This window comes from Rhizobium hidalgonense, assembly GCF_002914525.1.
GTDB classification, from domain to species: Bacteria; Pseudomonadota; Alphaproteobacteria; order Rhizobiales; family Rhizobiaceae; genus Rhizobium; species Rhizobium hidalgonense.
This window is the reverse complement of the sequence record NZ_LODW01000052.1, coordinates 34,429-59,005: the sequence shown is the minus strand read 5'-3', so window position 1 is coordinate 59,005 and position 24,577 is coordinate 34,429. Positions and strand designations below refer to the sequence as shown.

Annotated in this window: 23 protein-coding genes; 12 read left to right on the top strand and 11 right to left on the bottom strand. The window is 61.4% G+C overall.

Features of this window, described 5'->3' with window-relative positions; genetic code table 11:
• Positions 1–113: 113 nt before the first annotated feature.
• The 5 genes from ATY29_RS14375 (at position 114) to ATY29_RS14355 (ending at position 5,533) form a co-directional block, all read left to right on the top strand.
• Positions 114–1,271 (top strand): Gfo/Idh/MocA family protein, encoded by a 1,158-nt coding sequence (locus tag ATY29_RS14375; RefSeq protein ID WP_003563811.1) that lies wholly within the window; start codon positions 114–116, stop codon positions 1,269–1,271.
• 13 nt (positions 1,272–1,284) lie between these two features.
• Positions 1,285–2,169, top strand: coding sequence for a carbohydrate ABC transporter permease (locus ATY29_RS14370; RefSeq protein ID WP_025418854.1), 885 nt, complete (start codon positions 1,285–1,287; stop codon positions 2,167–2,169).
• Complete coding sequence (locus ATY29_RS14365; protein WP_003563807.1) at positions 2,166–3,023, top strand: carbohydrate ABC transporter permease; 858 nt, start codon at positions 2,166–2,168, stop codon at positions 3,021–3,023. The genes ATY29_RS14370 and ATY29_RS14365 overlap by 4 nt, the downstream gene beginning before the upstream one ends.
• Positions 3,024–3,096: 73 nt before the next feature.
• Entirely contained in the window at positions 3,097–4,302 is a 1,206-nt protein-coding gene (locus ATY29_RS14360; protein ID WP_037091198.1) for an ABC transporter substrate-binding protein, read from the top strand.
• A gap of 97 nt (positions 4,303–4,399) precedes the next feature.
• Positions 4,400–5,533 carry an ABC transporter ATP-binding protein gene (locus ATY29_RS14355; RefSeq protein WP_025418852.1) on the top strand — a complete coding sequence of 378 codons (1,134 nt, stop codon included), beginning with the start codon at positions 4,400–4,402 and terminating at the stop codon, positions 5,531–5,533.
• Between the two features lie 817 nt (positions 5,534–6,350).
• On the opposite strand, the gene ATY29_RS36395 is transcribed toward ATY29_RS14355, so the two are convergent.
• Positions 6,351–6,788: a DUF7919 family protein gene (locus ATY29_RS36395; RefSeq protein ID WP_128398735.1), complete on the bottom strand. Its 438-nt coding sequence runs from the start codon at positions 6,786–6,788 to the stop codon at positions 6,351–6,353.
• Positions 6,789–7,149: 361 nt separating this feature from the next.
• On the opposite strand from ATY29_RS36395, the gene ATY29_RS14340 reads away from it, so the two are divergent.
• Positions 7,150–7,713 carry a P-loop nucleotide/nucleoside kinase family protein gene (locus tag ATY29_RS14340; RefSeq protein ID WP_280176729.1) on the top strand — a complete coding sequence of 188 codons (564 nt, stop codon included), beginning with the start codon at positions 7,150–7,152 and terminating at the stop codon, positions 7,711–7,713.
• Positions 7,714–7,776: 63 nt separating this feature from the next.
• On the opposite strand, the gene ATY29_RS14335 is transcribed toward ATY29_RS14340, so the two are convergent.
• The 3 genes from ATY29_RS14335 to ATY29_RS14325 are packed head-to-tail and all read right to left on the bottom strand — an operon-like array spanning position 7,777 to position 10,866.
• On the bottom strand, positions 7,777–8,877 hold the full coding sequence (locus tag ATY29_RS14335) for a D-TA family PLP-dependent enzyme (protein ID WP_025418848.1): 1,101 nt from the start codon (positions 8,875–8,877) through the stop codon (positions 7,777–7,779).
• Positions 8,878–10,353, bottom strand: coding sequence for a M81 family metallopeptidase (locus ATY29_RS14330; protein WP_097536726.1), 1,476 nt, complete (start codon positions 10,351–10,353; stop codon positions 8,878–8,880).
• Between the two features lie 30 nt (positions 10,354–10,383).
• Positions 10,384–10,866: a hypothetical protein gene (locus ATY29_RS14325; RefSeq protein ID WP_003563786.1), complete on the bottom strand. Its 483-nt coding sequence runs from the start codon at positions 10,864–10,866 to the stop codon at positions 10,384–10,386.
• A gap of 111 nt (positions 10,867–10,977) precedes the next feature.
• Here ATY29_RS14325 and ATY29_RS14320 point away from each other — a divergent pair, with 111 nt between their 5' ends.
• The 5 genes from ATY29_RS14320 to ATY29_RS14300 all read left to right on the top strand — a co-directional run bounded on the left by ATY29_RS14320 (position 10,978) and on the right by ATY29_RS14300 (position 15,669).
• Positions 10,978–11,364 carry a RidA family protein gene (locus tag ATY29_RS14320; protein ID WP_097536725.1) on the top strand — a complete coding sequence of 129 codons (387 nt, stop codon included), beginning with the start codon at positions 10,978–10,980 and terminating at the stop codon, positions 11,362–11,364.
• A 19-nt stretch (positions 11,365–11,383) separates the two neighbouring features.
• Positions 11,384–12,247: a MurR/RpiR family transcriptional regulator gene (locus ATY29_RS14315; RefSeq protein ID WP_025418847.1), complete on the top strand. Its 864-nt coding sequence runs from the start codon at positions 11,384–11,386 to the stop codon at positions 12,245–12,247.
• A gap of 39 nt (positions 12,248–12,286) precedes the next feature.
• On the top strand, positions 12,287–13,063 hold the full coding sequence (locus tag ATY29_RS14310) for an SDR family oxidoreductase (protein WP_097536724.1): 777 nt from the start codon (positions 12,287–12,289) through the stop codon (positions 13,061–13,063).
• A gap of 103 nt (positions 13,064–13,166) precedes the next feature.
• Complete coding sequence (locus ATY29_RS14305) at positions 13,167–14,390, top strand: MFS transporter (protein ID WP_097536723.1); 1,224 nt, start codon at positions 13,167–13,169, stop codon at positions 14,388–14,390.
• Between the two features lie 76 nt (positions 14,391–14,466).
• The gene (locus tag ATY29_RS14300) at positions 14,467–15,669 is read left to right on the top strand and encodes an ROK family transcriptional regulator (protein WP_097536722.1); all 1,203 of its coding nucleotides are present in this window, start codon (positions 14,467–14,469) and stop codon (positions 15,667–15,669) included.
• Positions 15,670–15,672: 3 nt separating this feature from the next.
• Here ATY29_RS14300 and ATY29_RS14295 read toward each other — a convergent pair whose 3' ends face one another.
• Positions 15,673–16,587 (bottom strand): DMT family transporter, encoded by a 915-nt coding sequence (locus ATY29_RS14295; protein ID WP_097536721.1) that lies wholly within the window; start codon positions 16,585–16,587, stop codon positions 15,673–15,675.
• Between the two features lie 154 nt (positions 16,588–16,741).
• Here ATY29_RS14295 and ATY29_RS14290 point away from each other — a divergent pair, with 154 nt between their 5' ends.
• Positions 16,742–17,605, top strand: a complete 864-nt coding sequence (locus ATY29_RS14290; protein WP_483251924.1) for a helix-turn-helix domain-containing protein — start codon at positions 16,742–16,744, stop codon at positions 17,603–17,605.
• A gap of 85 nt (positions 17,606–17,690) precedes the next feature.
• Here the strand turns inward: ATY29_RS14290 and ATY29_RS14285 are convergent, their stop codons facing one another.
• The 6 genes from ATY29_RS14285 to ATY29_RS14260 all read right to left on the bottom strand — a co-directional run bounded on the left by ATY29_RS14285 (position 17,691) and on the right by ATY29_RS14260 (position 24,562).
• Positions 17,691–18,713 (bottom strand): class I SAM-dependent methyltransferase, encoded by a 1,023-nt coding sequence (locus tag ATY29_RS14285; protein ID WP_097536719.1) that lies wholly within the window; start codon positions 18,711–18,713, stop codon positions 17,691–17,693.
• A 154-nt stretch (positions 18,714–18,867) separates the two neighbouring features.
• Entirely contained in the window at positions 18,868–20,889 is a 2,022-nt protein-coding gene (locus ATY29_RS14280) for a beta-N-acetylhexosaminidase (protein ID WP_097536718.1), read from the bottom strand.
• Between the two features lie 37 nt (positions 20,890–20,926).
• Positions 20,927–21,871 (bottom strand): ABC transporter ATP-binding protein, encoded by a 945-nt coding sequence (locus tag ATY29_RS14275; protein ID WP_025418839.1) that lies wholly within the window; start codon positions 21,869–21,871, stop codon positions 20,927–20,929.
• Positions 21,868–22,683: an ABC transporter ATP-binding protein gene (locus ATY29_RS14270; RefSeq protein ID WP_025418838.1), complete on the bottom strand. Its 816-nt coding sequence runs from the start codon at positions 22,681–22,683 to the stop codon at positions 21,868–21,870. The genes ATY29_RS14275 and ATY29_RS14270 overlap by 4 nt, the downstream gene beginning before the upstream one ends.
• The gene (locus ATY29_RS14265; protein ID WP_025418837.1) at positions 22,680–23,582 is read right to left on the bottom strand and encodes an ABC transporter permease; all 903 of its coding nucleotides are present in this window, start codon (positions 23,580–23,582) and stop codon (positions 22,680–22,682) included. The genes ATY29_RS14270 and ATY29_RS14265 overlap by 4 nt, the downstream gene beginning before the upstream one ends.
• Positions 23,582–24,562: an ABC transporter permease gene (locus ATY29_RS14260; protein WP_097536717.1), complete on the bottom strand. Its 981-nt coding sequence runs from the start codon at positions 24,560–24,562 to the stop codon at positions 23,582–23,584. Before ATY29_RS14260 ends, ATY29_RS14265 begins: the two co-directional genes overlap by 1 nt.
• Between the last annotated feature and the right edge of the window lie 15 nt (positions 24,563–24,577).

The window sequence follows — 24,577 nt, the reverse complement described above, 5'->3', positions numbered from 1 at the left end:
TCTATGAAAATTAATTTCATACTCCTGCCGCGAGGCCCGTTTTCTATTGACGCCCCTCGTTTTTTGTCCCAACTTAAAGAAAATAAATTACCTAATTTGGGAACTTGATCGGCATGAAAGTGGGAATCATCGGGCTCGGATTCCGGCTCGGCTATCTCGGCTATGTCTTTAAAGCGATCGATAGCAGCTTCGACATTGTCGGCTATGTGGATCCGGAACCTGCCGGGCTTCCCGGATTGACGGAAAAGGGAATTTCGGTCGGCAAGGCCTATGGGTCGCCGGAGGAACTGCTTGCCTCCGAAAAGCTCGATCTCTTGATGATCGGCTCCCCCAATCACCTGCATCTCGACCATATCAGGCTCGGACTGCAAGCTGGTCTCAAGGTCTTCTGCGAAAAGCCGATCGTCACGACCATTGCAGAAAGCATCGAGCTTGCGCATCTGATGGCGAAGTTCGGCCATGAGCGGCTGATGGTCGGTCTGGTGCTGCGTTATTCCCCTCTTTACAAGGATCTGCGCGCCGTCCAGGCCGAGGGCAAGCTCGGTCAGATCGTCTCAATCGAGGCTTCCGAACATATCGAGCCCTATCACGGCGCCTTCTTCATGCGCGACTGGCGCCGTTACGAGCGTTATTCCGGCAGTTTCATGCTGGAGAAATGCTGCCACGACCTCGACCTTTATAATGGCGTCGTCGGCGCGCGGCCCGAGCGTGTCGCCAGTTTCGGTGGCCGCAAGAGCTTCACTCCGGCCAACGACCCGGCGCGCGAAGGCATCAACGATCTCGAGATGTTCCATCGCAAGCCGAGTGGATGGATGGGATCGGACAAGGTCTTCGACAGCGATGCCGATATCATCGATTATCAGGTAGCGATCGTCGAATATGAAAATGGCGTCGGCATGAACTTCCACACCAATCTGAACGTGCCCGACCAGTTCCGCCGTTTCGCCATCATGGGCTCGCGCGGCATGGCCGAAGGCGATTTCGTGCGCGGCTATCTCGACGTGCACGAGCAGCTGACCGGCAACAAGGTGGTCGAAAACAAATACGCCGCCACCGAACTCTCCCAGCATTACGGCGCCGACGAACAGATGGCGAGCGACCTGCTGGAAAGCGTGCGCACCGGGCTCGAACTTCCGGTTTCCACGCTGAATGCGCTCGAAGCCGGCATTCTGGCGCTGGCTATGGACGAAGCGAGGATGAAGAAGACGGTCGTCGACCTCAGACCCATCTGGGACCGCTTCGACGAAGCCCTTCACGCAAGAGCGGCTTGAGGAGGGCGGCAGGATGAGTGTTCAACGAGGCACGGTCATCTTTGCCTGGATCCTTCTCCTTCCGGCCGTCCTCTATGTTCTCGCCATCGTCGCCTATCCCCTTGTCGATACCTTCATTCTTTCCTTCACCGACGCATCGCTGAAGAAGACCACCAACTGGGTCGGTTGGGTCAATTACCAGAAGATCTTCAACGCCACCTTTGCGGAGGTCATCTTCCGCACCTTCATCTGGACCTTCTTCTCCGTCGCCCTGAAAATGGTGATCGGCACTTTCGGCGCGACCATGCTGAATGCCGCCGTGCCCGGCCGCTCGCTGTTCCGGCTTTTGACCATGCCGCCATGGATCGTGCCGATGGCGATCGGCATCTTCATGTGGGGCTGGATGTATAATGGCCAGTTCGGGATGATATCGGGCGTCTTGCAGCGCTTCGGCCTTGTCGACGGTCCGGTCGCCTTTCTTGCCTATGGCAGCACCGCCTTCTGGGCAACTGTAATCACCGATGTATGGATCGGCGTGCCCCTGGTGACGATCTACTTCCTGGCGGCGATCCAATCCATTCCCAAGGATCTCTACGAGGCCGCCTGGACCGACGGCGCCGGCCGCTGGTACCGCTTCCGCCGCATCACCCTGCCGCTGATGGTGCCCGCCATCATCACCATGTCGATGCTGTCGCTGATCGCCACCTTCAACTCGTTCGACATCATCTGGATCCTGACGCAGGGTGGGCCGAGCGGCGAGACGACGACGATGATCATCGATACCTATCAGACGGCGATCGGCTCGAAGAAATACGGCGAAGGGGCGGCGCGCGCCGTTCTGATCTGCATCTTCCTGTCGCTCTTCTGCTTTGCCTATTTCCGCGTCACCCGCCGCCTCAACCCGGAGAAACGCGCATGAGCAGCCCCGCCATGATCGACCGTTACCGCTGGTGGGAAATCATCCTGATCTATTGCGGCATCGCTGTGTTTCTGTTCTTCGTGCTGGCGCCCTTCTTCGAAGGCTTCATGGTATCACTGAAGCCGCTCAGCCAGCTCTTCTCTTCACCCTACCGCTTCTGGCCGGAAAACGGCTCGTTCGAGGCCTACCGGACGATGTGGGTCAGCGTTCCGGGTTTCGGACGCTATATCTTCAACTCGTTCTTCATCTCGATCATCGTTACGCTGATCGTGCTCTGCCTGGTCATTCCGGCGGCCTATGCCTTCGCGAAGTTCGAATTCAAGGGCATGGGGATCCTGCTCGGCGCCTTCCTGACGGTGAACATGTTCTCCGGCGCCGTGCTGCTCATCCCGCTCTTCCGGCTGATGCGCAGCATGGGGGTGCTCAACACCTATCTCGCCATGATCGTGCCGGGCGTCGCCTTCCTGATCCCATCGGCGATCTGGCTGCTGCGCACCTATATGATCCGTATTCCGCAGGAACTCAACGAAGCGGCCTACATGGATGGCGCCAGCCACTTCTATACGCTGCGCCGCGTCATCCTGCCCATTGCGATGCCGGGGATCATCGTCGTCGCCATTACCACCTTCATCGGCGCTTACGCCCAGCAATTCATCTTCGCGCTGACCTTCAACTCGAAGACCGAATACATGCCCCTGCCGGTGGGTCTCTTTGCTTACTTCGGTAAGCAGGAGGTCATCTGGAACGAACTGATGGCGGCTTCCTTCGTCGGCATCGCGCCGGCGATGGTCGTCATCTTCTTCCTTCAGCGCTACCTTGTCGGCGGGCTGACCGCCGGTGCGGTGAAACAATAAGAGCAAAAAACGAGTGAACAGCTAACACAAGAACGGGAGTCACGACGTGAGCATAACAATCAAGACAGGCCTTATGGCGCTCGCCTTGCTCGGTTCGACGGCATTGACCGCGGTCACTGCCCAGGCGGCCGACAAGGAAATCAGCTGGATCTATTGCGGCGATACGATCGACCCGGTCCACACCAAATACATCAAGCAGTGGGAAGAAAAGAATACGGGCTGGAAGATCACCCCCGAGGTCGTCGGCTGGGCGCAGTGCCAGGACAAGGCGACGACGCTGGCCGCCGCCGGCACGCCGGTCGCCATGGCCTATGTCGGCTCGCGCACGCTGAAGGAATTCGCGCAGAACGACCTCATCGTCCCGGTGCCGATGACCGATGACGAGAAGAAGGCCTACTACCCCCATATCGTCGATACGGTAACCTTCGAGGGTAACCAGTGGGGCGTTCCGATCGCCTTCTCCACCAAGGCGCTTTACTGGAACAAGGATCTCTTCAAGCAGGCCGGCCTTGACCCTGAGAAGCCGCCGAAGACCTGGGCCGAAGAAATCGAGATGGCAAAGACCATCAAGGAAAAGACCGGCATTCCGGGCTTCGGTCTTTCCGCCAAGACCTTCGACAACACGATGCACCAGTTCATGCATTGGGTTTACACCAACAACGGTGCGGTGACGGATGCCGAAGGCAAGGTCACGCTCGACAGCCCGCAGATTCTTGCCGCGCTGAAGGCCTATAAGGACATCGTCCCCTACTCCGAGGAAGGCCCGACGGCCTATGAGCAGAACGAAGTCCGCGCCATCTTCCTCGACGGCAAGGTGGCGATGATCCAGGCAGGCTCGGGTGCCGCCGACCGCCTGAAGAAGACGCAGATCAGCTGGGGCATCACGACGCTGCCGCTCGGCCCCGACGCCAAGGGTCCGGGCACGCTCTTGATCACCGACAGCCTGGCGGTCTTCAAGGGCTCGGGCGTCGAGGACAAGGCGACCGAATTTGCCAAGTTCATCACCTCTCCGGATGTCCAGTCGGAATACGAGCTGCAGGGCGGCGCCGGGCTCACCCCGTTGCGTCCTTCGGCCAAGGTCGACGAGTTCGTCGCCAAGGATCCCTATTGGAAGCCGCTCATCGACGGCATCAGCTATGGTGGCCCGGAACCGCTCTTCACTGACTATAAGGGCTTCCAGAACTCGATGATTGAGATGATCCAGTCGGTGGTGACGGGTAAGGCCGAACCGGAAGCCGCGCTGAAGAAGGCTGCCGGCGAAATCGAAGCCTTCAAGTAACCCCCTTGAGGCTTCTTGGGGTCGCGGCGGGATGGCCGCGGCCCCTCCCCTTATGACGATCGAATGTGCGACGAAGGCCGCCGGCGGAGACAGATTTTTGGGACAGCTCCTTCTCAACAAAGTTCAGAAATTCTACGGCGACTACGAAGTTCTGAAGGGCGTGCAGCTCGAGGTGAAGAATGGCGAGTTCGTCGTCTTCGTCGGCCCGTCTGGCTGCGGCAAGTCCACCCTGCTGCGGATGATCGCCGGTCTTGACGCGACGACGGCGGGTGACATCGTCATCAACGGCATCAGGGTCAACGACCTGCCTCCGGTCAAGCGCGGCATCGCCATGGTGTTCCAGTCCTATGCGCTCTATCCGCATATGTCGGTGTTCGAAAACATCGCCTTCCCGCTTCGGGTCGAGAAGATGGAAGAGTCAAAGCTCAAGGCCAAGGTGGAAAATGCCGCGCGCATCCTTCACTTGGAACAGCGGCTGCAGCAGAAACCCGGCATGCTGTCCGGCGGCCAGCGCCAGCGCGTCGCGATCGGCCGCGCCATCGTGCGCGAACCAAAGATTTTTCTGTTCGACGAGCCGCTCTCCAATCTCGACGCCGCACTTCGCGCCGATATGCGCATCGAGCTTGCCAAGCTGCACAGGGCGTTGAAGGCGACGATGATCTATGTGACGCACGACCAGGTCGAAGCGATGACCATGGCCGACCGTATCGTCGTGCTCGACGCCGGCAATATCTCCCAGACGGGCGCGCCATTGGAGCTTTATCATAAGCCCGCCAACCAGTTCGTCGCCGGCTTCATAGGCAATCCGAAAATGAATTTTCTGCCCGTGACCTGCAAGGCCGTCGGCGCTCATGGCGTCGAGGTGGATTATAACGGCCAGACCGCCATTCTGCCGGTGACCCCGCGCGACGGCATATCAGGCAAGACCCTGACGCTCGGCATCCGCCCGGAGCATATCCAGCTCAACGGCGGCGATATCGTCTTCACCGTGACCCCGACCGTCATCGAACGCCTCGGCGCCAATACCGTCGCCTACGCATCCCTCAACGGCGAGGCCGAAAATTTCTGCGCCATGCTGCCCGGCAGCGTCGGCATCCGCGCCGACGCGCCTGTATCAACCGGCATCAATGCTGCGGATTGCCATCTCTTCGACGAGGCGGGGATTGCCTTCGAGCGGCGGGTGGAACTGACGGAGATCGATATGAACGTGATTAATCCGACGGCGGCTTGAGCTGACTGCTGTATATCCAACACTTAGGCTGACATGCCCCCCAAGTGCGGAGATCCGCTTTCGGCCCTCAGCGGACATGTGGCGCGAGTTCGAACAAATAGTTGAGTTGTTTTGCTCCGTCCCAGTCCGGCGGCATACGCGACCGGATGCCGGACCACACTGGCACTCCATTCCAGGCACTCCGATATCTTCTCAGTGACTCCCGTATGTCTGGGCGTGCCTCGCCGCTGGCGGCAGGGTCATCATCGAACCCTGGCTCCCACAGGCAACAAGCGCAAATGGTGGAACCAATGAGCCCACCAACTGCGTCGTACGCCGGCCCCGACGTGTATTCTGGGAATCCGCAGGCCGGGCACAGATAATGCCCACTCGGGTCCACAATGTTGAAGTGTCTCGCGCCAGCCATCCACGAAACCTAGCTCTTATTTCGATATGTGTGCACGATGACCGCTGTTGGCGCGAAGCGGAAGACCTCAGTCGGCCCAATGGCGGACGTCGATCACGCCTGTGACCAAACCACTACCTTCGCCGCCTGGATTAAGAAAAAGACGAGCGCTAGAGTAATTCCAGAAGGACCTAAAAGCTCGCGGAGCCCATGTCTTTTCGTCTTTCGCACCCTCATCTTGAGCACAATCAGAAGTATGACGCATACCGAAATGTCGGCAACCTGAAGTAACGTCTGACTGTCATCTGTCATGCAGTCCTGCTCACCCTCAACGCGTCCGCACGATCAAGATACTCATAAAAACAATGACCGCAATTGGCGCGAAGCGGAAGATGTCAACCTGCCCGAAGCGATCATGGGGCAATCGTGAGATCAGGTTGGGTGAGAGGACTCGTTGAAAGCTTGCGTTAAACCTCGTCCCCCGTTTGACAGCAGCTTTTTCTTATAGCCCATGCTCTGCATAGGTGGACAGTCAAGGACAGCTTGGACGAAAACTGCGGGCGGGCTGTACCAATGCGTGGCGATGTAGTGAGCGACGCCCACTGGGGCAACATAAATGCAGCCTCGGCCAGGGACGTACAGTTGACCTTTGAAAGGTACGCCATCATATTGGCAAAGATCGCAATGATGAAATCCGGCGGTTGCAAAAGGTTGCCAAGGGTTTCGGCACAGCTCGGTCAGCTTCTCGTAGAAGTTCGGTGCAACCTTTCCCGTCGCATAGTTCATATCTCGATTAAGCCAACCGATGCCGAGCAATACCGTGTCATCGCTCGGGGTGGCCAGGCGCTTAAGGTCGCGAAAATTTACCATTCTGCTTAGTTCCCTCGGAGTGTCTTCGCAATTATTGTTCGCGATCAATGCGAAGCGTGCCCTCGTCCGAGCAGATTTACAAGGAATGAGAAACGTCCGCGATTGGCGCGTTGCGGAAGTCGGCCTGCTTCCGCTGTCGGCTTATTCGCGACGGAAGTCGATTTCTGCTCGACACTTTGAGCGACGTGTTTGTTGGGGGATGCAGATAGTCAGCTTATTGTTGGAGGTTCCACAAAGCAGCCAGTGGGTGGTGCGACCTCACCTGTGAGCTCACTCATGCGCTCCGTCTTGACCCCCGAGCAGAGCGGTCCTACAAGATTGGCTATGGCAACAAACCTTTGATTGGCCGCGCCCAGCGGCATTGAGCGAAGCGCAGTCCTGCACAGTACCCAGGGCCACGTCCACTTGCCAAGCCAAAAATCAGAGATTTTCGATGCCCACGCTCTATCTCACTTGCGGTCTTCCCGGTTCAGGGAAGTCGTCGCTCGCCAAGATAATCGAACAAGAAGCATCTGCCCTCCGTCTGACCGGAGACGAGTGGATGCACAAGCTTTACCCCGGCATCTCCACTTCAGAAGCCGAAACCGGCCCGTGCCGAGGTAGAGTCGAGAGCCTGCAATGGCAAATTGCTCTGCGTGCCATCAGGCTTCAGTGTAACGTTGTGGTGGATTGGGGAGTGTGGTCACGGGCAGAGCGGGACGCCTGCCGGGACGAAGCTCGCGCAGTTGGTGCCAGCGTCGTCCTTTGCTTCCTCGACGTTCCCTTCGATGAGCTTTGGGACCGGGTCTCCCGAAGAAACGCCGAGCTTCCGGTCGGCACGTTCGATATCTCGCGGGCCGACCTCTTTAGGTGGTCGAAGCTGTTCGACCCGCCAACCGCCGAGGAGTTGGCACTTTACGATCGGCAAATTCTGCGTAGAGGCTAACTCCGCCGTTCGCGCAGCGAAGGCGTCTGCTGCGTGCATTTCGCCCTCAAACGAAGCCGCCCTCTACCAGACAAGGCCGCGGGCCGCGACTTGCTCGACGCGGGTCACGACGCCACCCCGATGGAAAACCATCGTATCGAACAGGTTGGACACCACGCAGGTGTGGTTCGGGATGATGAAGAGCTTCTCGCCGATCTGCGGGCGGGGGCCGGTGCAGTTCGACAGATCGATCACGCCGTGCTCTTCCGAGAGGCTGCTGATCCGCGCCTGGGGATAGCCGACGATCAGGCCGTAGTCGATAAAACCCTGGAGATCCGAGGTCAGGGCTTTCGAGCCGGCATCGATGACGGCGCGGTCGGGGGTTGGGCGGGAGACGACGGTTGCCAGCACATGCATGGCGCAATCGTCCTCGGTGCAATGGCCCATGCGCAGCATCTGGCGGTCGTTGTAGATATACGTGCCGGCGCGGTGTTCGGTGGCCGAGGGGACGAGATGCGCTTCGAACAGGCTCGGCGTTCCGCCATTGCTGACGATCGGGCAGTCTATGCCGTCGGATGTGAGGCGTTGCAGCACCTCGGTGATAAAGGCTTCGACGGCGGCGGCTGATTGCGGCTTCGGATAGGTGACGATGCCGCCGAAGGTCAGGCCGTCGGCGGCAGCAATGCGCTTGGCGAGCGAGGCGGCTTCGTCCGGCGTCTGCAGGCCGCAGCGGCCGCCGCCGGTGTCGCATTCGACAAGCACGGTCAGCGGCTTGTGGCCGGAGAAATGCGCGGCGAGCCCGTCGACCGTCGTTTCGCTGTCGGCGACGACCTTGAGGGCCGGGATTTTCTCGTTCAATCTCGCCAGCCGCTCAAGCTTCTGCTGCCCGAGGATGTTGAAGGTGATGAGGATGTCGCCGAAGCCGGCTTCGGCAAAGACTTCGGCCTCCGTCACCTTCTGGCAGTTGATGCCCTTGGCGCCGGCGGCGACCTGCGCGACGGCCAGCGCCGGGATCTTGTGCGTCTTGATATGCGGGCGGAAATTCAGCCCGTGATCATCCATATAGGATTGAACGCGCTTTATGTTGGCAGCCAGCCTGTCTTCGTCGATGACCGGACGCGGCGTCGAGAGATCGGCGATCCTGTCTCCTGCCCTGGCGACGACGGCAAAGCTGGCATCATGCATTTAGGCGGCTCCGCGTTGTAACCCGTGTGGATCGGCGACGATCGGCCAGATCGTCTTCGGCGCCCGCCGATAGGGCGTGGTCGCCGGATTATTGGGATAGGGCGTTCCGGCCGAGCAGTAAAGGATCTCGGCGGCGATCCTGGAGAAGGAGGCGAAGAAGTGATTGGTGGATTTGATCACCAGGATCTTCTGCTTTGTCGGATCGATGCCCATCACCGAAAACAGGCTGGGATCGAAGCTCTGGGCGCGCGTTGAATTGAGGATGATGTCGATGCCATCGAGCACGATATGGGCGGCATCGCCGAAAGGCGCGAGACTCTCGCCGAACTGCATCTCGGCATTCCTCACCAGCCTGACGACCCTGACGGTGCCGTCGATGGGATTGCCGGTGCCGGGCGCCGATTTGGCGCCGAAGCGCAGCGGGATATCGGCTCCCTCGCCCGCCGCAAAACAGATCTGCACGGCGACCGGATCCCAGATGGTGCCGATCGCCGCACTGGTGACGCCGCGGGCCATCAGTTCGGCGAGAATAACCGTCGCATCGCCTGCCGTGCCGCCGCCCGGATTGTCCCAGACATCGGCGATGACGACGGGCCATGCGGTGGCATCAATCGCCCGCGCGACGGCTTGCCTTTCATCGATCTGCGGCACCATGAAGGTGCCGCGTTTGGAAAACAGTTCGAGGCCGAGTTCGCGGGCCAGGGCCGCGCCCTTTTCCAGCTTGTGGTCGGTGACGACGAGCAGCTTCGTTCCCATTTCGGGAACGTCGCCGACCATGAAGCCATGGATCACCGAGATCGACAGGATATCGGCATCATCCTTCTCGATCTGCATGATCTTGTCGACGAAGGAGCGCATCGGCTCGCGCGATGTCGGAAAGACGTCGATCATCCGGCAGTCGAATACCGAGAGAGCAGGCTTGACCCGGCCTTCGAGCGTATCCACGGCGATGCGCCAGAGGTCCTCGGCGCGGTCGACGAAGTCGGTATGCGGAAATTCCTTGAAATAGACGGCGAAATCGAGTGCCGCGACGCGTTTTGCCGTCAGATGGCTGTGCGGGTCGAGTTCAGCGCAGATGAGCACATCAGGCCCGACGATCTCGCGCATGCGCTGGAGGAGATCGCCTTCCGTATCCTCGTATCCGGCCGCGACCATGGCGCCATGCAGGCCCATGACGATGGCATCGACCGGCATTGCAGCGCTGAGCTGGCCGAGGATTTCATCCCGCAATTCTTCATAGGTCGCCCGGTTGACCAGGCCTGCTGGGTCGGCCCAGGTCGCCGTTCCCTCGATCAGTTCCCAGCCCTTTTCTCTGGTCACGCGCCTGCCGACGGTGATCGGCGCGGTGCAGAGCGTCGGCGTTTCCGGATGCTGGCCGGGGGGCGCATAAAGAGAGGCTTCGAATGCGCGGCGATCCACGCAGATCGGGGAAAAAGTATTGGTCTCGGTCGCCAATGCTGCGGTGAAAATGCGCAAGAAAGTGGCCTTCGTGTTGTCGGCCCCGCTTTACCCCATCGGGTTCGGCAGGTAGCCGGTGAAACCTGAGATCTTCCAGCGTCCCTGGTGAAGCCTGCAATAATAAAGCGTCTGCCATTGCAGCAGGTCGCGGCTGCCGTCGGACTTGGTAATGCCGCCGTCAAATTTCTTGCGAACCAGCGCCATGTCGCCTTCGATCTCGATATCTTCGAGCGTCGTCGTGGTGAAGATCGCCGTGCGCGCATCTTCGGCGAAACTCTGCTCGGCGAAATCCTGCGCCTGCCTCAGCCATTCCTGGCGATAGGCGGCGAGCGTCGGGAAAGCCAGGCGCCACCTGTCGGGGCTGACCTGCTTCTGGGCATCGATGCCGATGAAACCGTCTTCGACGAAGTCCTCTTTCACCTTCGACCAGTCGGCAGCGAGAAAAGCATCGATATCGCGCAGAACGAGCATTTCCCAGATGGCGTGCCGGGCGCTGCCTGCGGGGAAAGGATTCAGGAAAGGATCGCGCATATCAGCCCCGGATTGAAATTCTTTTCATAATTCTTGTTTTTCACTGGTCAAATTCTGCTTTCTGTGGTCATTTGTCAACTTATCAAGAAAATAATTTGCAAGGACTTCAGCATGCCCATCAAGCGCTATGGCACTGTTCAAACGGGCGCCGGCGGCAAGGCGCTGCCTTTCGCGCGTGCGGCCGAAGCCGATGGATGGCTCTATGTTTCCGGCCAGGTTGCGATGGAGGATGGCGAGATCATCGACGGCAACATCATCGCCCAGACCCATAAGACCATCGCCAACGTCCTGGCGATCCTCGATGAGGCTGGATACGGCGTCGAGGATGTCGTGCGCGTCGGCGTCTGGCTCGACGATCCCCGTGACTTCTGGACCTTCAACAAGATCTATCAGGATTATTTCGGCGAACATCCGCCGGCACGCGCCTGTGTGCAATCGTCGATGATGGTCGATTGCAAGGTTGAGATCGACTGCGTGGCCTATAAGAAGAAGGATTGATGGAGCGGGGAGGACGGGTTTGGATATCTTTTCGACATTGCAGGAAGACAAGAGCCGGCTCTCTCCCTCCGAAAGCCGCATCGCCGAGATCATCGTCAACGATTTCGAGTTTGCCGTGAACGCCTCGATCATCGAGCTTGCCGAACGCGCCGAGGTCTCGCCGCCGACCGTCACACGCTTCTGCCGGCGGCTGGGCTGCGAGAGTTTTTCCGATTTCAAGGTGCAGCTTGCCCGCACCGCCCATATCGGCGTGCGTTATCTGAAGCCGGAATCGAAAAGCACCGATCCGGCCGATGTCGCCCAGGATATCATCACCAAGGCCCAGAACGCGCTCTTTCTGCTGCACCGCTCGCTCGATCTGGCGGCGATCGAGGCCGCCGTTTCCCATATCGCCAAGGCCGATATGATCTATGCCTTCGGCTCGGGCGGCAATTCATCGATGATCGCCGACGAGCTGCAGAACCGCCTGTTCCGTCTCGGGCTTCGCATTACCGCCAGTTCCGATCACAGCATGCAGCTGATGATGGCGGCCGCGGCAAGGCCGGGCGACGTGCTGATCGGCTCGTCCTTCTCCGGGCGCAATATGGAGTTGGTGCGGGCCTTCGAGCTTGCCCGCGACACCAAGGTGAAGACGATCGCGCTGACCCAGACGGAAAGCCCGGTTGCCAAGGCCGCCGAAATCGTCGTGCCGATCGATCTTCCCGAAGGCAACAACATCTATCGCCCGACCTCGACGCGCATCGCCTACCTCGCGACCGTCGATATTCTGTCGAGCCTCGTTGCCTATGCCGTTCAGCCGAAGGCGACGACCACGCTTCGGCGCATCAAGCAGCAGCTCGTCATTCACCGCGACGGTGACGACCGGCAATTGCTGGGCGATTGAAAGTCAAGAGATTGAAAATATGAGCGGGAGCGCGGGAAAATGACCCAATCGGCAGCCATCGTCACCGGTGCGGCGGGCGATATCGGTGCTGCGATCGCCGCACGGCTTGCCGATGACCATGACGTCGTCTTTCTCGCCGATATCGATGCTGCTGCGGCGGCTGTCACGGCGTCGAAACTCGGGCCGGACAATCGTTTCGTCGCCGCCGGATGTGACGTGACCAGCGAGGCAAGCATTGCCGAACTGGTAGGGCGTGCCGCCGGCGCCGGCGTGGTTCGAACGCTGGTCAACAATGCCGGTGCGGCGCGCGCGACCAGCCTGCACGAGACGACGCCCGAAATCTGGCGGGCGGACATGGCGCTCAATCTCGAAGCGGCGTTCCTATGTTTCCGCGCCTTCGAGCCGATGTTGAAGGCGTCGAAAGGGTCGGTCGTCAACATCGCCTCGGTCAACGGCATGCATGTCTTCGGCCACCCGGCCTATAGCGCCGCCAAGGCCGGTCTTCTGCATTTCACCCGGCTGGTGGCGGTGGAATACGGCAAGTTCGGCATCCGCTCCAATGCGGTCGCCCCCGGCACGGTGAAGACCCAGGCCTGGGAGGCGCGCGCGGCCGCCAATCCGAATGTCTTCGAGGAAGCGCGCCGCTGGTATCCGCTGCAGCGCGTGGTCGATCCCAAGGATGTCGCCAATGCCGTCGCCTTCCTTGCCGGTCCGCTTGCCGCGGCCATCACGGGCGTCTGCCTGCCCGTCGATTGCGGCCTGACGGCCGGCCAGGCCGAGCTGGCGCGCACCTTCTCGCAATCGGAACATTATTGACATTCAGGGCTCCGATTTCCGAGCCGAAACGATAGCATGAGATGACCTCCGGGACTGCCCCCCGCGGCCGCGCCTGCCGATTTCCCTGATGATTGATGACCCCATGAGCCGCCTCTTCCCCGACGTCTTCCGCAATCCGGCGATCCGCGCCAGCATGATCGCCATTTTCACCTTCGGCATGGCGGGGGCGATGACGGCACCCTATCGTTCCATCATTGGCATCCGTGAGCTGGGGTTGAGCGACGGTCTCTATTCCTTCCTCGCCTTCGCCTCGGCGGCGGTGAACGTCGTGATCAGCATCCTGCTCGGAAATCTCGCCGATCGGCTCGGCGAATACCGTTCGGCGATGATCGGCGCCTGCCTCTTCGGCATTGTCGGTTACGGCATGGTCTACGCCTTTCCCACAGCGGCGATCTTCATCATCAGCGGCTTGCTGCCGCTGCCGATCTTCGGGGCGCTGAACTCGCTGCTGTTTGCCAATGCGCGCGCGGCGATGCACGGCATGAACCGCAGCGACATGGTGACGGCCAACTCCGGCGTGCGCGCCATGATCTCGCTCTCCTGGGTGCTGATTCCGGGGATCACGGGCCTTGCGCTCTCCGGCGCATCGAGCATGCTGCCCGCCTATCTCTTTGCCGCCATCGCATGTGTCTTATGCCAGGGCATGATCCTCTTCGCCCTGCCGAAGCGGGTGGCAACGGAGATAACAGCGGTTCATCATCTCAGCTATCTCGGCGCGCTGCGGCAGGTGATTTCGCCGCGGATTTCGGCGCATGTCGCCGGCGTGGCGCTCATCACCAGCACGCTGCATCTGAACGACGCCCTTCTGCCGTTGATTGCCACTGGTGCCGCCCATGGGACGCTCAGCGACGTCGGCATCCTCGTCGGCATCGTCGCCTTGCTGGAGATCGTCTTCATCATCGTCTGGTCGCGGATTGCGCGGGAGGCTGGCCAGATGGTGGCGCTTGCCGCCGGCACCATCATCTATGCGGTGTTCCTCAGCCTTCTCGGCTTTGCCTCGCAGCCGTGGCACCTCTATGCGCTGACCCTGCTTGCCGGCATTGGTGCTGCGGCGATCATCAGCATTCCGATCACCTATCTGCAGGATCTCATCGCCGATCGGCCGGGGCTCGGCAGCGCACTGATCTCCGTCAATATCTTTGCGAGCGCGGGGATCGGCGCCCTGGTCTTTGCCGCCGGCACTTATATGACAGGTTATTCCGGGACCGCCATCATGAGCGCCGTCACCGGCCTGTCGGGCATTGCGATCCTCGGCCTGCTGCAGAGACGAAATGCCGTTGCGTCCGTTGACGCCGGGGTTCAATAAAAGCTGGCGAAGAATGTGGCTTTCATCACTATCCGTCTTGTGACAAGGGTGGGGCACCATTTCCTTTGAAGGCGACATGAAGGCGATCTCCGGCACGAATCTCGAGCAGGCCAAGTCTCACAACCGGCGTGTGGTGATCGAGGCGGTGCGAACCCACGGTCCCCTGTCGCGCGCGGCGATTGCCCGGATGACGGCGCTGACCGCCCAAACCGTGTCGAATATCGTCGAGGAGTTGGAGAAGTCGCATCTTCTCGTGCCGGCCGAGGCGCAGAAGCTGGCACGCGGCCAGCCGATCATCCCCTATTCGATCAATCCCGCCGGCGCCTATTCGATCGGCCTCGAACTCGGCCGCCAGCGCGCCAGCGGGGTTCTGACGGATCTCTCCGGCGCTGTGCGCGCCCGCATCGAGCGCCATGTCGAACATCCCGATCCGCAAAGGGCGATGCCGGCGCTGCAATCGATCGTCGAAGATCTGCAGCAGGCCTTCGCCTTCGACCGAAGCCGGCTGCTCGGCGTCGGCATGGCCCTGCCCGGCCGCTATGCCGATGGCGGCACCACCTCGCTCAGCCCGCAGAACCTGCCCGGCTGGCAGGATTTTCCCGTCGGCCATGAGCTGGAGCAGAGGGTCAAAGTGCCGGTGCTGGTCGAAAACGATGCGACATCAGCCGCAATCGGCGAGCGCCTTCACGGCGTCGCCCGCGGCCTCAGCAGCTTCGTCTATCTGTTTCTGGCCGGCGGCGGCGGCATCGGTGCCGGCATGTTCCTCGACGGCCATCTCTACAAGGGCAGCCGCAACAATGCCGGCGAGATTGGCCACATCATCGTCGAGCCTCATGGCAAGCTCTGCAGCTGCGGCAAGCGCGGCTGCCTCGACCGCTACGTCTCGCCTGCTGTCGCCTATGAATTCATGGGCATTGCCAATGCCGAGGAGCTGTCGCCAGACGATCTCGACGCGCTGATCGCCAGGGGCGGAGAAGGCCTGGATGCCTGGCTCGACCAGGCCGTCCAACCGCTGCGCCAGACCCTCGACTTCCTCGAACTTGCCTTCGATCCGCAGACCATCGTGCTCGGCGGCAGCATATCGACATCGCTGATGGCCCGGCTCGCAGAGCGGCTGGAGCCGTTGCACACCCCGATCGACCCCGACGGCAAGCGCAGCGTGCCCCGCGCCATGATCGGCATGACCGGCAAGGATACGGCCATCCTCGGCGCTGCCGCCCTGCCGATCTTTTCCGAAACCAATCCGCGCTTCGACGTCCTGCAAAAGCCGGTCGTCTGACCCTCATTCGGCTGCCGGCAGCCTCGCCTCGACTTGCGGCGCGCGACGGGCTGGAGTCCGCGCAAAGATGACCACGTTGCCGAGAAGCGTCAGCGCCAGACCGATGAGGCCGAGACCGCTCCAGTGGTAACCCTCGAAGACCGTCGACAATGACAGGGCGACGATCGGGAACAGGACGGTGGCATAGGCCGCGCGCGAGGAGCCGATACGGGATACCAGCATCAGGTAGGTGGTGAAGCCGATCACCGATCCGATTGCCGCGAGATAGAGCAGTGCGGCAAGATACCTGATGTCAGGCGGCGTCACGATCGGCGTTTGCGTCACGGCAATCAGCAGGAGCAGGACGACCGTGCCATAGGTCATGCCCCAGGCATTGGCGGTCAGCGGTGAGATTCCGGCCGCGCTGTTTCGACGCGACGCCATATTGCCAAGCGAGAAGAACAGCGTGCCAAGCGCTGCGAGCCCGATCCCTTTCAACGTGTCCAGATTGAAATCGACGACGACCTCCTCTGCGAACAACAGGAGAAGGCCGGTGGCGCCGAGCGCGGCTGCGAGAAGCGTGCGGCCGGTAATGCGATCGCCGAAGAACAGGCGCGCATTGACGGCATTGTAGATCGTTGCCAGCGAGAAGATCACCGAGATCAGCCCTGACGGGATAAAGCCGGCAGCATTGTAGAAGCAGATGAAATTGAGGCTGAACAGGCAGAGCGCTTGCGCAAGAATGAAAGGTTGATCGCGCAAGGCAGGCACCTTAAGCTGCCGCATGACAGCCAGGATGGCGACGAGGATCACGGCTGCGAGCGCAAATCTGTAAAACACCGAGACCAGGACCGGCACGGGACCGACCTGCATCGCAATGGCGATCCAGGTCGTCCCCCATATCAGGACGGTCGAGATGAAGAGAGCGGCGTTTGCCATGGAGTGATCCTCGTTTTCTCGATCGATAGGCCAACCGTGAGCCGGCCTCTTGCAGATTCTTGCTGCGAAATTTTATTGCCCTGGACTTCCTGCTCGCCACGCGGACCGTCCACCGGTATCATTCGCGAGGACGTCATACGTGTGGGAAAGAATAGTGAAAGATAGCCGCCTTTCGGTTTACAGCTTTTTGTCCGCATCCCCCTCTGCCCGGGTGTCGCAGTCGATCGATCTGGGGTTCGGACGATCAGCGGCCCTCTGGAGCAATGGCAGCGACAGGATGAGCTATGAACGGCCGGACGGACATACGTTCAGTCTCTATCTCACCGGCGGCGCCGGAACGCGACGTCTGGATGGCAGCCCCGCCGCGCAGGGCCGGCCCGGAGCCTTGTGCGTCATGCCGCAGGGGCACTCGTCCGAATGGGAAATCACCGACCCCTTCGAATTCGTCCATCTCTATGTTCCGGACGATCAGATGCGCCGGATGTTTGCCGAGACCTTTGACCGCGATTCCAGGCTCATGGTGCTTCCCGAAGCGACTTTCGCCGATGCACCCGCTTTGGCGCGCGCGCTTCGGCAGATGACGCAAGCGATGTCGGCGGGCGATCATCTGCTGGCTGAAGAAGCGATGACGCAGACGATCAACGATTTCTTCGTTGATCCGCGTTATGGCGGGATGCGTTCCCGCGCCATCAGCGGCGGGCTCGCTCCCCATATCCGGCGCCGGATCGTGGACTATATCGAGGCCCATCTCGATGAGACGATCCGCTTGCAGGATCTGGCGGCGATCGGACAGCTCAGCGCCTTTCATTTTCAGCGGATGTTCCGGGCAAGCTACGGTGTGTCCCCGCATGGCTGGGTGGCCCACCGGCGTGTCGAGCGCGCCAAATCGATGTTATCAGGCATGGACCCGATCGCGCAGATCGCCTCGGCCTGCGGCTTCAGCAGCCAGAGCCACATGACCCGGGCGTTCAAGGCGGGCACAGGTGTCACACCCTCTGCCTACCGGCAGCGGCAGTGACGCGCCTTCTCTCGCGAAATATCTGTTCGGCGCAGGCTGACGGGACGGCAGCCTTGATCCTGGCATAGGGATGCCAGCCCACCGGCTATTCGAAAAGAATAAGACTTGCTGGCGTTGGCGGCATCGGTTTGACTGTGACGCCGGTAAGACCGGCCAGTCTTGCCATCTCCGTCAGCTCACTTTGCGAATAAGCCTGGCCCGCCGGCGTGCTGGCCAGCATCTCCCAGGAGAAGGCCGCGGGGAAAGGCGGCGACACGCCATCTTCGTTCGGCACGAAATCGACCGCGACGATCCGACCATTCGCTGCCAGGCTCGCGATGACCTTTCGCAACAGCTGAGCGCATGTCGGCATATCGAAGTGGTGCAGGAAATTTGGAAGCAGGACGAGATCATAACCCGTGCCCCAGTCGACATCGAAGGCACTGCCGGCGATCGTCCGATACCTCGCAGCGACGCCGGCTTTTTCCGCGTTCTGCCGCGACAACTCCAAGACCGCGGCCCAGTCGACAGCGACGATTTCTGCTGCTGGAAAGGCTTTCGCAATTTCGATCCCGAAAATGCCCGGACCTGCAGCGATGTCCAGAACCTTTTTAAGAGACCTCCGCCAGCCGGAGATTTCGCCAGCCAATATTTTGGCGCTGAGCCCGGTAAAGGAGCCCATGCCGCGCGCAAATTTCACCCAGACGGGATTGTCGGACGACATGTTGGCAAGCCCGGCCGAACCGCCGTTTCGTACGACGGCGGCCGGATCGCGCAGAAAATTGTCCAGTATTTCGGGTGCCGCGACGAACTCCACGGCGGAGCCCATATAGGCCGGCGAATTGCGATCGAGGAACATCCTGGTCGAGGGCGTCATCCGGTACTGTCCGCTTTCCTTTGTCAGGAAACCATGGACCACGAGGTAGTCGCACAGGATGCGCACCCCACGCTCCGAGGCGCTTGTTGCCGACGCCAGCAAGGCCGCCGTTTTGCCCTCGGCGATATGCGTAAAGAGATCGAGCTCGATGGCCGCCCTGATCGCTGCCGTCTTTCGGCAGGCAAACAGTGCATCGACCACGAGTTCGGGCGACACGACGCCGGTATTGGCGTCCTCGACGATTGTTTCCATTGGGATCCCCAAGAGCGCTCGATCGGTCTTGCCTGGCAGCGCCGGCCGCCGAAATTATGCGTACATTCGCATATTCCACAATACTTACCGCGCTAACCCGATCGGGTGCCCCAATGGCGGTCGGGACCGTTCTATCACGGTCCCGATCCGAGCCTTACGACTGTTGCAGCCCGTAGAGCAGCGGCATCAGCCCGGCGAGCGCCTTGAAGCGTTCCCATGACTTCGACGACGGCTTGATCCAGCCGGTTTCGGCAAGTCCTGATATACGCGGGAAGACGAGGCGGTCGAAAACGGCGCGATCCGTCATCGGTTCGGACCAGATGCAGGCCTGGATGCCGAGCAGTTTCTGTTTCTGGCCCGCTGTCCAGCCGCCGACCGGATCGAAATTATAGAGCTTTTCCGCGTCCGAGGTTCCCGCCCAGCTGGCGCCGGGCTCGTCCCAGTCCGGCCTCAGCGCCATGTCGAGGTAATAAACCTGTCCGGGGCAGACGACCATCTCATAGCCGCGTTCGGCAAGTTCGGCCGAGACCTCGACATTGCGCCAGCTGCAGAGATAGCTCTTCGATTTGTCGATGACATCGCCATGCGCAGCCTCCTCCCAGCCGCCGGTGATGCAGCCCTTGCCGGCCAGGAAGCGTTGGACGCGTTCGAGGAACTCCGCCTGCAGGATGGCCGCACCCGAGCCGTGGATATCGTCGGCGCCATGCGTATTGGTGACGACGTTCAGCCGCTTGGCATGAGCATCGGCAACCGCGTCGCCGGCAACGGTGCGCAGGCGCTTGAGCGCCTCCGGTGATCCGGACCACGCGCCGAGCGGAACTTCGTCGGCGCCGAGATGGATCGTCTTGAACGGGAAGAGTTCGATGAGTTCGGTCAGGATGGTCTCGACGATCTCGTAGGTCTTCTCAAGCGCCGGATTGATGCAATTGTCGGGAAAGCCTTGAACCGAATAGTAGCTGCCGGTTTCATCAGGGTCGCGCAGTTCGGGTATCGCCTGCTGCATGGCGTAGCAATGGCCGGGCATGTCGATCTCCGGCACGATCTCGACACCGAAGCTCTTTGCCTGGGCGACGATCTCGCGGATGACGGCCTTGGGATAATAACCGCCGGTGCGGGCCGGGCTCGAACCGAGCAGCGGCGGGACGGCAAGGCCGTGGCCGCGCCAGGCGCCGATTTCGGTCAGCGCGGGATAGGCGTCGATCTCGACGCGCCAGGCCTCGTCGTCGGAAAGGTGCCAGTGGAAGCGGTTGAGCTTGTTCCAGGCCAGCACCGCGATCAGCTTCTTGACTTCGGCCGCGCCATAGAACTGGCGGGCGACATCGAGATGCAGGCCGCGCCAGCCCATCGCCGGCTCGTCGACGATCTCGCCGGACGCCGGAAACTGGAAGGCCCCGGGATGCAGCCTGGCGCCGCGCCAGATCTGCCCGAGGGTGACGAGGCCGTAGAGAAAGCCGGTCCGGCTGCTTGCCTCGACCGTCAATGTCTCCTCGTCGAAGCTCAGCCGATAGGCCTCGGGACCGAAGCCCGCGGCATCCTTCAGGACGACCGGGACTGCGCCTTCCGCCTCGCTACGCACGATGCCTTCGACGGCAAAGAGTTGCTCCACCAGCGCCGCAAAACCTTGCGCCGCCGCCTCCCCTTCGCCGCTCTGCGGCTGCGGCGCAAAACCGGCCGGCAATGGACGGCGGGAGGTGACGGCCACATGGTTCGGCCAGGGAATGATCGACACCTGAACGGGCGCATGGACGGGCACGGGATAGATCTCGGCGCCACGCTTCAGCGGCGCATTGCTGACCGAAGAACGCGTCGGCTCGATGCCGAGCACGATGGTGCGGCCATCGGAAAGTGCGAGATAGGCGCTGGTCGCGCCGTCCGTCCAATGGCGGAACTGCCAGCTCAGCGCATAGACGGAGATCGTCCAGGTCTCGCCGGCGCCGAGCACGAAATCGGCCGGCGGCTGGAATTCGGTGAAATTGGAAAGCCGCTTCGAGACCGTCGCACCTTCGACCCGCCCGGCCGGGTCGACACGGCCCGGGCCGCTGACGCAGAGGGAGAAATGCGACAGCGGCTCGCTGCCGAGATTTTTGAGGCGCAGGACATAGGAAAACTCCTTGCCGTCGGCGGGCGGGTTCCAAAGGGTTTCAAGCCGCAGGGCTTTCGGTCGCGATGTGGACATGGTCACTTTTCCTCTTGAAGGTCGGGCCTTTTGAAAATCAGCTCTTGGGTCTTTCGGCGCTGGAGACGCCGAGCGCGCGGATGAAATGGTTGGGACCGACCTGTTCGATCACTGATGATTCCGGGCGGCTCAGCGAACGCACCTTTTCCGCCTGTTCGAGGAAACGCGCGCTTCCGCCGGTCACGAACGGCCTGCTGCCGTCCGGAACGGCGGAAAGCAGCAATCGCGTATAGGGATGGCTGGGATCGGAGAGAACCTTATCGGTGTCGCCCCATTCGACCATCTGGCCGGAAAACATCACGACGATCTCCTCGGCCACATGCGCTGCCGTTGCAATGTCGTGGGTGATATAGAGCATGGCAAGGTCGTTTTCCCGTTTCACCGTGGCGAGCAGATCGAGAATATCCTTGCGGATCGAGACGTCGAGCATCGAGGTCGGCTCGTCGGCGACCAGCACACTTGGCGCGACGGCAAGGGCGCGGGCGATGTTGACGCGCTGCCGCTGGCCTCCCGAAAGTTCATGCGGGAATTTCTGCCTGGTCAGATCGGGCTCCAGCCCGACGCTTGCCAGCAGCCGGGTCATCTCCTCGGCGAGATCAGCCTTGGAGCCGCTCGGCCGATGCAGTTGCAGCGGCCGCGCCAGATGATGGCTGACGGTGAAGGCCGGATTGAGCGAGGAGAACGGATCCTGGAAGACCATCTGCACCTCACGGCGGTAGCGATGCTCGTCCCCGGTCTCGCTGCGGGCGGTCAGTTCCTGCCCGCGGAAAAACAGCCTGCCGCCGGTCGGTTTATCCAGGCGGGCGATGATGCGGGCGCAGGTCGTCTTGCCGCAGCCGGATTCGCCGACGAGCGCCAATGCCCGGCCGGGAAAGAGCGAGAAGGATACGCCTTTCAGCGCCCGGACCGAACCGAAATTACGCGTGATGTCTTCGAGCCGGATCACGGCTTCAGCGATAACGGGATTAACCTCCGCTTTCATGCCACGACCTCCGATAGATGCCGATGATCGGGAAGCTGCGGAATGGCATTCCAGAGCTTGCGGGTATATTCGTGCCGAGGCGCATGGGCGACCTGGCCGACGTCGCCGACTTCGACGAGTTCGCCCTTGAGCATGACGCCGATGCGCCGGCAGAGCTGCGCCATCAGGTGCAGGTCATGGGTGATGAACAGCACCGAGAAGCCGTGGGTCCGCTGCAGATCGACGACCTGTTCGAGGATCTCGCGCTGCACGACCACGTCGAGCGCCGTCGTCGGCTCGTCCATGATGATCAGCTCGGGTCTGAGCGCCAGGCAGATGGCGATGACGATGCGCTGGCGCATGCCGCCGGAGAACTGGTGCGGGTAATCGCCGATGCGATGCGTGGGAATGCCGACGAGGCGGAACATTTCTTCGGCCCGAGCCCGGGATTCCTCATGCGAGCAGCCGGTGTGCCGGCGCAGAACGTCGTGGAACTGCGCCTCGACCCGCATCAGCGGATTGAGCGAATTCATCGCGCTCTGGAAGACCATGCCGATGCGCTTCCAGCGGATTTTCTGCAGCTCGCGTTCCGGCAGCGTCAAGAGATCCTGCCCGGTGAGCCGGATGCTGCCGCCGCTGATCCAGGCGGGCGCCTTGGAAAGACGGGTGATGGCATAGGCGATCGTGCTCTTGCCGCAGCCGGATTCACCGGCGAGCCCGAAAATCTCGCCGCGGCCGATGGTGAAGGAGACCTCCTTGACGGCGCGGAACTCTCCCCTGTCGACGAGGTAATCGACATTGAGCCTTTCTATTTCCAGAAGATTGTCGCTCATCGGCCAAGCTCCAGTTCCCTGTTGCGGGCGCGGTTGAGGCGGAACCAGCGGGTCAGCGCCGGGCCGGAGCGGAGCTGCGGATTGGCGATCTCGTCGAAGGTGAAATTCAACAGCGCAAGGCCGAGGCCGGTCAACGCTATGCCGAGCGCCGGCACCCCGATGTCCCACCAGGCGCCGACCATGATCGCCGAGGAGTTCTGGGCGTTGTAGAGCATGGTGCCCCAGGAGACTTTCAGCGGATCGCCGAAGCCGAGATATTCGAGCGTCGTCTGGGCAACGATGGCGTAGATGATGCTGCCGACGAGATTGATCCCGATCAGCGTCGTCAGATTCGGCAGGATTTCCACGAAGATGATGCGCCAGGCCGGCTCGCCGATCATCTTCGAAGCCGTGACGAAATCGCGATTGCGCAGCGCCATCGTCTGCGATCGCGTCATCCGGGCGCCCCACGGCCAGGAGGTCAGCGCGATGATCGTCATGATCGTCATCGGCCCCACCGTGCCGGCGAAGGAGGCGAGCAGGATCAAGAGCGGCATGTTCGGGATGACGAGCACGGCATTCGTCGCCAGGTCGAGCCACGCATCCGTCCTGCCGCCGGCATAACCGGCGATAAGCCCGATGGCCGTGCCGAGAACGGTGATGGCAATGCCCGTGGCAAAACCGACCGAGAGAGAGCTGCGCGCGCCCCAGACGAACTGGCGATAGACGTCCCGCCCCATTTTCGTGGTGCCGAGAACATGTTCGATCGACGGCGGCTGGTGCGAACGTCCGACACGCGCTCCGGGCTCGCCGGGGGCAACGAGCGGCGCAAACAGCGCCATCGACCACAGGACGGCGATGATGATCAGGCCGGCCAGGGCCTTCTTCTGCTTGAGGATGGGCCATAGCGTAAAATTCATCACGCAGCCTCCCGCAATCTCGGGTCGACGAGCCCGTAAATCATGTCGACCAGGAAGTTGGCGCCGAGGGTTGCGAGCGTCATCAGCAGCAGCTGCCCCTGGATGACCGGGTAATCGCGGGCGATGCTGGCGGTATAAAGCGTCAGTCCGAGGCCGGGATAGTTGAAGACGATCTCGGTGACGATCGAGCCGCCGAAGACGGCGCCGAGCATCAGCGCCAGATTGGTCAGCACCGGAAGCATGGCATTGCGGGCGCCGTAGCCGAACATGACAGTGAGGTGGCACAGCCCCTTGGCGCGGCCCATGGTCACATAATCCTCGCCGAGCACCGAGATCATCGACGAACGCATCGTCGTCTGGAACTCACCGATCAGAAACGGCGAAAGCGTCAGCACCGGCAGGATCGCATGGGCGAAGACGCTGCCGACGAAAGTGAAATTGAAGGCAGGGTCGAGATTGGGATCATAGGCATAGCCGACGGGAAACCAGCGCAGCGAAACCGCGAAGACGAAAAGCGTCGTCAGCGCCACGATGACGGGCGGCACCGAAATCATGATCACCGACAGCGGCGAGACGATCGTGTCGAAACGCCCGCCGCGGCGCCAGGCCGAGATTGCGCCCAGCACGACACCGACGCAGAGCGAGAAGATGATCGCTGTCGTCACCAGGAAGACGGTCCAGAGCGTCGAACGGCCGAGAACCTGAACGACGGTCTGGGGGTAATATTTGACCGAGACGCCGAGATCGAGGGTGACAAGCCCCTTCAGGTAATCGGCGAATTGCCAGAGCATCGGCTGGTCGACCGCGCCGAAGCGCGCCTTGATCGCCTCGACGGCGGCGGGTGTCGCCCGCGGCCCGAGCTGGGCGACCATGGCATCAACCGGGCTCCCCGGCATCAGCCGGGGAAGAATGAAGTTCACGACGATGGCGAAGGCCAGGGCGACCGCATAGACGCCGAGGCGCCGGCTCGAAATGCGCATGTCCGCTCCCTGCGA

Excerpts from the sequence above, each read along its gene's own strand:
- ATY29_RS14375 (WP_003563811.1), top strand. The coding sequence starts at position 114 with ATGAAAGTGGGAATCATCGGGCTCGGATTCCGGCTCGGCTATCTCGGC.
- ATY29_RS14370 (WP_025418854.1), top strand. The coding sequence starts at position 1,285 with ATGAGTGTTCAACGAGGCACGGTCATCTTTGCCTGGATCCTTCTCCTT.
- ATY29_RS14365 (WP_003563807.1), top strand. The coding sequence starts at position 2,166 with ATGAGCAGCCCCGCCATGATCGACCGTTACCGCTGGTGGGAAATCATC.
- ATY29_RS14360 (WP_037091198.1), top strand. The coding sequence starts at position 3,097 with ATGGCGCTCGCCTTGCTCGGTTCGACGGCATTGACCGCGGTCACTGCC.
- ATY29_RS36395 (WP_128398735.1), bottom strand. The coding sequence starts at position 6,788 with ATGGTAAATTTTCGCGACCTTAAGCGCCTGGCCACCCCGAGCGATGAC.
- ATY29_RS14335 (WP_025418848.1), bottom strand. The coding sequence starts at position 8,877 with ATGCATGATGCCAGCTTTGCCGTCGTCGCCAGGGCAGGAGACAGGATC.
- ATY29_RS14325 (WP_003563786.1), bottom strand. The coding sequence starts at position 10,866 with ATGCGCGATCCTTTCCTGAATCCTTTCCCCGCAGGCAGCGCCCGGCAC.
- ATY29_RS14320 (WP_097536725.1), top strand. The coding sequence starts at position 10,978 with ATGCCCATCAAGCGCTATGGCACTGTTCAAACGGGCGCCGGCGGCAAG.
- ATY29_RS14310 (WP_097536724.1), top strand. The coding sequence starts at position 12,287 with ATGACCCAATCGGCAGCCATCGTCACCGGTGCGGCGGGCGATATCGGT.
- ATY29_RS14305 (WP_097536723.1), top strand. The coding sequence starts at position 13,167 with ATGAGCCGCCTCTTCCCCGACGTCTTCCGCAATCCGGCGATCCGCGCC.
- ATY29_RS14300 (WP_097536722.1), top strand. The coding sequence starts at position 14,467 with ATGAAGGCGATCTCCGGCACGAATCTCGAGCAGGCCAAGTCTCACAAC.
- ATY29_RS14295 (WP_097536721.1), bottom strand. The coding sequence starts at position 16,587 with ATGGCAAACGCCGCTCTCTTCATCTCGACCGTCCTGATATGGGGGACG.
- ATY29_RS14285 (WP_097536719.1), bottom strand. The coding sequence starts at position 18,713 with ATGGAAACAATCGTCGAGGACGCCAATACCGGCGTCGTGTCGCCCGAA.
- ATY29_RS14280 (WP_097536718.1), bottom strand. The coding sequence starts at position 20,889 with ATGTCCACATCGCGACCGAAAGCCCTGCGGCTTGAAACCCTTTGGAAC.
- ATY29_RS14275 (WP_025418839.1), bottom strand. The coding sequence starts at position 21,871 with ATGAAAGCGGAGGTTAATCCCGTTATCGCTGAAGCCGTGATCCGGCTC.
- ATY29_RS14270 (WP_025418838.1), bottom strand. The coding sequence starts at position 22,683 with ATGAGCGACAATCTTCTGGAAATAGAAAGGCTCAATGTCGATTACCTC.
- ATY29_RS14265 (WP_025418837.1), bottom strand. The coding sequence starts at position 23,582 with ATGAATTTTACGCTATGGCCCATCCTCAAGCAGAAGAAGGCCCTGGCC.
- ATY29_RS14260 (WP_097536717.1), bottom strand. The coding sequence starts at position 24,562 with ATGCGCATTTCGAGCCGGCGCCTCGGCGTCTATGCGGTCGCCCTGGCC.